The 7,563-nt window shown below is 72.1% G+C and carries 6 protein-coding genes; 5 read left to right on the top strand and 1 reads right to left on the bottom strand.

Translation table 11 applies throughout. From position 1 onward, the window contains the following. Nucleotides 1-121 precede the first annotated feature (121 nt). Complete coding sequence (locus tag MK786_RS08100; RefSeq protein ID WP_241111711.1) at nucleotides 122-2,632, bottom strand: RNA helicase; 2,511 nt, start codon at nucleotides 2,630-2,632, stop codon at nucleotides 122-124. 113 nt (nucleotides 2,633-2,745) lie between these two features. On the opposite strand from MK786_RS08100, the gene MK786_RS08095 reads away from it, so the two are divergent. From MK786_RS08095 to MK786_RS08075, 5 genes are all read left to right on the top strand, one after another. After that, nucleotides 2,746-3,066, top strand: coding sequence for a GNAT family N-acetyltransferase (locus tag MK786_RS08095; protein ID WP_241111710.1), 321 nt, complete (start codon nucleotides 2,746-2,748; stop codon nucleotides 3,064-3,066). A gap of 10 nt (nucleotides 3,067-3,076) precedes the next feature. After that, the gene (locus MK786_RS08090; protein ID WP_241111709.1) at nucleotides 3,077-4,081 is read left to right on the top strand and encodes a pirin family protein; all 1,005 of its coding nucleotides are present in this window, start codon (nucleotides 3,077-3,079) and stop codon (nucleotides 4,079-4,081) included. A 42-nt stretch (nucleotides 4,082-4,123) separates the two neighbouring features. Then, nucleotides 4,124-4,675, top strand: a complete 552-nt coding sequence (locus MK786_RS08085; RefSeq protein WP_241111708.1) for an ECF transporter S component — start codon at nucleotides 4,124-4,126, stop codon at nucleotides 4,673-4,675. Nucleotides 4,676-4,747: 72 nt separating this feature from the next. Next, nucleotides 4,748-6,667, top strand: coding sequence for an ABC transporter ATP-binding protein (locus MK786_RS08080; protein ID WP_241111707.1), 1,920 nt, complete (start codon nucleotides 4,748-4,750; stop codon nucleotides 6,665-6,667). Beyond that, nucleotides 6,664-7,512 (top strand): energy-coupling factor transporter transmembrane protein EcfT, encoded by an 849-nt coding sequence (locus tag MK786_RS08075; protein WP_241111706.1) that lies wholly within the window; start codon nucleotides 6,664-6,666, stop codon nucleotides 7,510-7,512. Before MK786_RS08080 ends, MK786_RS08075 begins: the two co-directional genes overlap by 4 nt. Nucleotides 7,513-7,563: the final 51 nt, after the last annotated feature.

The raw sequence follows: 7,563 nt of genomic DNA, 5'->3' as shown, positions 1-7,563 counted from the left end.
CCCCCCCCGGTTCACTCCCGGCCCAGGCCTTCAACCGCGCCGAAGCGCTGCGGAGGCAACGGCCGGAGAGCGGTTCTGCGCGGTGGAACCCGGCACCCCGCCGCGCAACCGGCCCGCGCCGCTACAGCCTCAGCACCTCGGTGATCCGCACGACGGCGGAGCCCTCCTCCTCGGACGCCGCGAGGTCGACCACCCCGCGGATGCGCCAGTCGTGATGGCCCTCGGGATCGTCGATCGTCTGCTCGACTCTCCAGACACCGGATGCTGCGGCATCCGTCTCATCGATCGTCACGAGCCTCGGCGACCGGGCCGGTCCGCCCGTGAGGATCTCGTCGTGCTCGTCGAAGTAGCGATCGAGCGCGGCCGGCCAGTCGACGTCGGGGTCGAGTTCGACGAGCGCATCGTCGCGCTGCAACGCCGCGAGCTGCACGCGGCGGAAGAGCTCGTTGCGCACGAGGACCAGGAACGCGCGCCGGTTGGTGAGCACCGACGGGGGTGCGGGCGGCACGACTGGGGTGGTCGGATCCTCGTGGGGATTGACCAGGGCCTCCCACTCGTCGACGAGGCTCGAGTCGACCTGGCGCACGAGCTCGCCGAGCCACGCGACGAGGTCGTGGAGCGACTCGGTCTGCGCCTCGGCGGGCACGGTCTGGCGGATCGCGCGGTACGCATCACTGAGGTAGCGCAGCACCAGACCCTCGCTGCGGGCGAGCTGGTAGTGGTTGATCAGCTCGGCGAACGACAGCGCGCGCTCGAACATGTCGCGCACGACCGACTTCGGGCTGAGCTCGAAGTCACGCACCCACGGCTGACTCGAGGCGAAGACCTCGTACGACTGGGCGAGCAGCTCCTCGAGGGGCTTCGGGTAGGTGACGTCCTCGAGCAGCTCCATGCGCTCGTCGTACTCGATGCCCTCGCGCTTCATGGCCGCGACGGCCTCGCCGCGCGCGAGGAACTGCTGCTGCGACAGCACCGGCCGCGGATCGTCGAGCGTCGCCTCGATCACGCTCACCACGTCGAGCGCGTAGTGGCCGGTGCCGGCGCCGCCAGGCTTCTCTTCGGGGTCGAGCAGCCCGATCGCGGCGAGCGCGAACGGCGACAGCGGCTGGTTCAAGGCGAAGTTGGGCTGGAGGTCGACGGTCAGGCGCACCGCGCCGTCCGGCTGGATCTCGACCACGTCGGCGGCGAGCAGCGTGCGGAAGATGGCGATCGCGCGACGCGCGAGCTCGAACTGGCGGGCGCGGGGCTCGTGGTTGTCGCGCACGAGCGAACGGACGTTCTCGAACACCCTCCCGCCCCGCGCGATGACGTTGATGAGCATCGCGGCGGTGAGCTGCAGTTGCGGCACGAGCGGTTCGGGCTCAGCCTCGACGAGCCGGTCGAACGTCGCCTCGCTCCAGTTGACGAAGCCCTGGGGCGCCTTCTTGCGCACGACCTTCCGCAGCTTCTTCGGGTCGTCACCGGCCTTGGCGAGGGCGGCCGTGTTCTCGATCTCGTGATCGGGTGCCATCACGACGACGGTCCCGGCGGTGTCGAACCCGGCGCGGCCGGCGCGGCCGGCGATCTGGTGGAACTCGCGGGCGCTGAGCTGCCGCATCCGCTGCCCGTCGTACTTGGCGAGTGCCGTCACGAGCACGGTGCGGATCGGCACGTTGATGCCGACGCCCAGGGTGTCGGTGCCGCAGATCACGCGAAGCAGGCCGCGCTGTGCGAGCGTCTCGACCAGGCGCCGGTAGCGCGGCAGCATGCCGGCGTGGTGCACCCCGATGCCGGCGCGCACGTAGCGCGACAGCGTGCGGCCGAACGCCGTCGTGAAGCGGAAGCCCCCGATCGCCTCGGCGATCTCGTCCCGCTGCTCACGGGCCACCACGCGGATCGATGACAGCGCCTGCGCGCGCTCCATCGCCGCGGCCTGCGAGAAGTGCACGATGTACACCGGCGCCTGCCCGGTCTGAAGCAGCTCCTCGACCGTCTCGTGCACGGGCGTGCGCGCATACGAGAAATGCAGCGGCACCGGTCGCTCGACGCCGGTGATCCGCGCCGTCGGGCGACCGGTCCGGCGCGAGAGGTCGTCGGCGATCGCGGTGACGTCGCCCAGCGTCGCCGACATCAGCACGAACTGCGCGCGCGGCAGAAGCAGAAGCGGCACCTGCCACGCCCACCCACGGTCGGGGTCGCCGTAGTAGTGGAACTCGTCCATCACGACCTGGTCGACGTCGGCGTCTGCCCCGCGCCGCAGCGCGAGGTTCGCCAGGATCTCGGCGGTGCAGCAGATGATCGGAGCGTCGGCGTTCACCGACGAGTCGCCCGTCACCATGCCCACATTGGCCGCGCCGAAGATGTCGACGAGTGCGAAGAACTTCTCGCTCACCAGCGCCTTGATCGGTGCGGTGTAGTAGGTGCGGCCGCCGCGCGCGAGGGCGGCGGCATGCGCTGCGACGGCGACGAGCGACTTGCCCGTGCCCGTCGGCGTCGACAGGATCACGTTCGATCCCGAGACGATCTCGATCACCGCCTCGTCCTGCGCGGGGTACAGCGTCAGACCGCGGTCGGCCGCCCACTCGACGAACCCGAGATAGACGGCGTCGTCGTCTGCGCCGCGCGGCACGGCGTCGAGCAGCGAGAGGGGCATTCCCCGAGTCTGCCAGGCGCGTCGGGCTGAGGCGCGCCGCCCCCGAGCTCTGTGCACGGTGGCGGAACACCGGTGACCCCGCCTACGTTGAGACAGACGACGAAAGGATGCCGATGCCCGCCTCCACCGACGAGATCACCGTTGTCCGCAACGACGAGGACTCCCGCTACGAAGTCCATGTCGGTGATGTCCTCGCGGGATTCACGCAGTTCCGCGTGGACCGCCGGGGCCGTTACCTCTACCCCCACACCGAAGTCGACCCGGCGTTCCGCGGCAGAGGACTGGCACAGGCCGTCGTCGCCGCGGCGATGACGGACTCCGCGGCGCGCGGCGAGACGGTGGTGCCCCACTGCCCCGTCGTCGCGAAATACCTCCGCGAGCACGACGTCCCCGGCCTGACGATCGAGTGGCCCGCGCAGCCGCACCCGGAATGACCCGCACGCCATGACGAGGCTCGACGCCGACGAAGCGGTGACCACTGCCGTCGGCCAGGCGCAGGAGCCGGCATCCGGCGGCGACGGACCGCGGGCGCTGCTGCTCGAGGCCCGTGAGGTGCCGCTGGGCGGGGTGCGGGCGATGTCCGTGCGACGCGCGCTGCCCCAGCGCGACCTGCCCCTCGTCGGGGCGTGGTGCTTCCTCGATCGCTTCGGTCCGCAGGTGACGCGCATGCGCGTCGAGCCGCACCCGCACATCGGACTGCAGACGGTCACGTGGCCGTTCCAGGGTGATGTGCGCCACCGCGACTCGATCGGGAGTGACGTGATGGTGCGCCGCGGTGCGCTCAACCTCATGACGAGCGGTGCAGGCATCGCGCACTCCGAGTATTCGCGGGGGGAGGATGCCGCCCCCCTCGACGCCCTCCAGCTCTGGGTCGCGCTCCCCGAGTCCCGCCGCCACGGCGTACCGGCGTTCGAGCAGCACAGCGTCCTCCCCGAGGTGGTCATCGCCGCCGAGTCCGGCACGGACGGGGCGGCCGCCGTCGTACTGGGCGAGTTCGCCGGGACGGCGTCGCCGGCCACGACCTACACCCCGATCGTCGGCGCCGAGGTGCGCGTGCCGGCGGGCTCGCGCCTGCGCCTGCCGCTCCGGGGCCAGTGGGAGCACGCGCTCGTCGGCATCGACGGCGACCTCGCCGTGCACACCGAGACGGAGGGCGACATCGGCCTCGACGACGCGCACCTGCTGTACCTCGGACTCGGTCGCGACCACGTCGACGTGTCGAGCGTGGGCGGCGCGACGATGTTCCTGCTCGGCGGCGAGCCCTTCGAAGACGACATCGTCATGTGGTGGAACTTCGTCGGCCGCACCCACGAGGAGATCGTCGAAGCCCGCGAGGCATGGGAGGCCGGCGGCGAGCGCTTCGGGCACGTCGTGGACCACGGCGACGAGCGCATCCCCGCCCCGCCGCTGCCCGCGGTGCGACTCACCCGGCGTCGCCGACGGGTCTGACCACCGGACGAGGGCCGGGTCGGCGGACAGTACGCTGGGCTGGTGGCCGCCGACACCCGACTCTCGACGAGCGTTCTGCTCACCTGCGCCGCTATCGGCGTCGCGACAGGCGTCCTCGGCGGCATCGCCGGGTGGATCACCGTCCCCGTCCTGGCAGCCCTCCCGATCGTCTACGGCTTCGTGCTCGGCGTGCACGTCCTTCCCGGCATCATCGCCCAGGAGGCGCTGCGCCTGCCGTGGGTCGCGCTAATCACGCACGGTGTGGCGGCGCTCGTCGGCATCGCGATCGCCCCCATCTACGCCGGGCAGTACATCGGCACGGCGATCCTCTTCGGCGGCATCCAAGAGCTCGTCGCCGCACTCGTGCGCTACCGCTCGTGGGCGCCGTGGCGCTTCTTCGTCTCGGCCCTCGTGATCGGCGTCGTCGTCGCGCTCGCGGTCTTCTTCGCCGCCCACCTCGGCGCGATGCCGCTGTGGGCGCAGATCCTGTACCTCATACTGTCGGTGCTCGGGCCCGTCGCCTGGACCGCCGTCGGCCTGGGCGTCGGGCGCGCTCTGCGCCGCGCCGGCGTGGCACGGCCTCGCACGCGCTGACCGCCCCCGTACGCGTCCGGGTTAGGGTCGACTAAGTTAGGAGAGACTTAGTCCACTCCGCCAGGAAGCCCCGTGACCGCACCACAGCGCGACCCTTCCGCCGCGCTCGCGGCGGGTTCCGGCGTCCCCCTCGTGCGGATCCGCGATCTCGCGGTGACCTATGACGGTGAGAGGGCGGCGGTGCCGGCATCCGTCACCTTCGACATCACCGCCGGAGAGGTCGTGCTCCTGCTCGGTCCCAGTGGTTCGGGCAAATCCACACTCACGCTCGCGCTCAACGGACTGATCCCCCACGCCGTGCCTGCCGACCTCGGCGGATCGATCGAGGTCGCCGGTCTCGACACCGCGACGACGCCCGTCGCGGCGCTGAGCACGCACGTCGCAATGGTGTTCCAGGACCCCGACGCGCAGCTCGTGACCGGCACACTCCTCGACGAGGTGGCCTTCGGCCCGGAGAATCTGCGGATGCCGGTGGCCGACGTGCTCGCCCGGGCCGAGGCCGCGCTGCGCCGCGTCGGGCTGTGGGAGCGCCGCGGCGACAACCCCGACCTACTCTCGGGCGGGGGTCGGCAGCGGCTGGCGATCGCCTGCGCGCTGGCGATGGGCTCGCCGCTGCTCGTGCTCGACGAGCCGACCGCCAACCTCGACCCGCAGGGCATCGAGGAGGTCTACGCGGCCCTCGCCGACCTCGTCGCAGCCGGGGACCGCGCGATCCTGCTGGTGGAGCACAACCTCGATGCCGCCATCGGCTTCGTCGACCGCGTGGTCGTCCTCGATCACGGCGGACGCGTCGCGGCGGACGGCAGCGTGGACGAGGTGCTGCGCGGGCGCGCCGAGGAGCTGCACGCGATGGGCGTGTGGCTGCCCGTGTCGGCCATCGCGGCGCTGCGGCTGCGTCGGGCCGGTTACGCGCTCGAGCCCTTGCCGCTTACTCCCGAAGAACTGCGGGCGGGCCTCGACTCCGCCGACGCACCTGACTCCGCGGCCCCGGGTGCCCTGGGCCCCGCCGACGCCGCGGCCACCGCCGACGCACCCGTCGCCCCCGTCGCCGCCGATCCCGCCGACGCGGCCGCGCGTACCGTTCGCAGGACCGATCCTGCCGACAAGGCTGATCCGGGCCGAGACGCTCCCGATCCGCACACCGTTCCTGCGAACGGTACGCCGAACCGCCCCGCCCCCACCCCGCTCATCTCGGTGCGCGGCCTCACCCTCCGCCGCGGGCGCACCGAGGTGCTGCATGGGATCGACCTCGACATCGCCGCGGGCGAGTTCGTCGCGATCGTCGGGGCGAACGGCGCTGGCAAGACGAGCCTCATCCAGGCGCTCGCGGGCGTCGTTCCGCCCCCGAAGGGGACGGTGCGCGTCGGCGGCCTCGACGTGGGCCGAGTCGACGCGCGCACCCTGTCCGCCCGCATCGGCTTCGTGTTCCAGAACCCCGAGCACCAGTTCATCGCGCACACCGTCTTCGACGAGGTGGCCCATGGCCTGCGCCGCCAGCACCTCGCCGACGACGAGGTCCGCCGCCGCACGATGGAGCTGCTCGTGCGCTTCGGACTCGACGACAAGGCCGACACGCACCCGTTCCTGCTGTCGGGGGGCCAGAAGCGGCGTCTCTCGGTGGGAACGGCCCTCGTCGCCGGCGCACCCGTCCTCGTGCTCGACGAACCGACGTTCGGGCAGGACCGCGCCCGCGCCGACGAACTGCTCACTCTGCTTCGCGAGCTCAATGAGGAGGGCACGACGATCGTCGTCGTGACCCACGATATGCAGCTCGTGACGGAGTACGCCCACCGAACGGTGATCCTCGCCGACGGACGGGTGCGCGCCGCAGGCCCCACCGCCGACGTGTTCGCCGACGCCGAGCTGATCGAGGGCGCGGGGCTTCGCCTGCCGCCGCTGCAGCGAGCGCTGCTCGGCCTGGAGCGGCATCCTGAGCTCACCGGCCTCGCCCGCCTCGCCGACCTTCCCGCAACGAGGAGAGGCCCGGCATGAGCGCGACGGGCCCCCTCTCGGCCGCGCGGTCGCTGCGCGACGGCGCCGACCCCTACGCCGAGCGCCCCACCGCCTCGCCCGTGCGGTTCCTGTACGGCATCAATCCCCTGGCGAAGATCGTCGCGCCGCTGCCCGCGATGGTGCTGCTGGTGTTCGTGCGGGATGCCGCGACCCCGCTCGCCTTCCTCGCTCTCAGCTACGCGATCCTGCTGATCGGCGTGACGTTCACCGGACGCCTCGCGGCCATCCTCGTGGCGCTGCCCGCGGCCGCGGCGGTCGTCGGCCTCGGCTTCTCGGTGTGGGCGGATGCCGCGCGGGGCGACCAGTCCGTCGTCATCTGGCAGATCGGCTCTTGGACCCTGTACGGCGGAGCGCTCGAAGTCGGCCTCGCGACCGGCCTGCGCATCACGGCGATCGTGGCGCTGACCCTGCTCGTCGGGCTGTCGACGACCGGTCCCGACTTCGTGCGGGCCGCGGTGCAGCAGCTGCGCGTGCCGTACCGCATCGGCTACACGGCCCTCGCGGCGTTCCGGTTCGTGCCGCGGTTCGGGCACGAGCTCGACGTCATCCGCCAGGCGCACCGCGTGCGCGGCGCCCACGGCGGCCGCGGGCCGTTCGCCGCGATCGCCCGTTGGTTCGGGTACATCGTGCCGCTCATGGCCGGTGCCATCCGGCACGCCGAGCGGGTCGCTCTGGCGATGGACGCGCGCGCGTTCGGCGCTCACGCCGACCGCACCGAGCGCCACCTCGTGCCGTTCCGCGCACGCGACGTCGTGTTCATCGTGCTCTTCTGGGCGGTCTCGGCGGCCCTGTTCTGGGCCCTGTTCCCCTGGGGCCTCGCCTAGCGCCGGGCTCCGACATCCCATCCCCACCCGGCTCGCCTGTCACAAAGTGCC

It is taken from the genome of Microbacterium sp. CFH 31415, assembly GCF_022538185.1.
Lineage (GTDB): Bacteria > Actinomycetota > Actinomycetes > Actinomycetales > Microbacteriaceae > Microbacterium.
The sequence above is the reverse complement of the archived record's forward strand: the minus strand, read 5'-3'. Positions and strand labels throughout refer to the sequence as shown.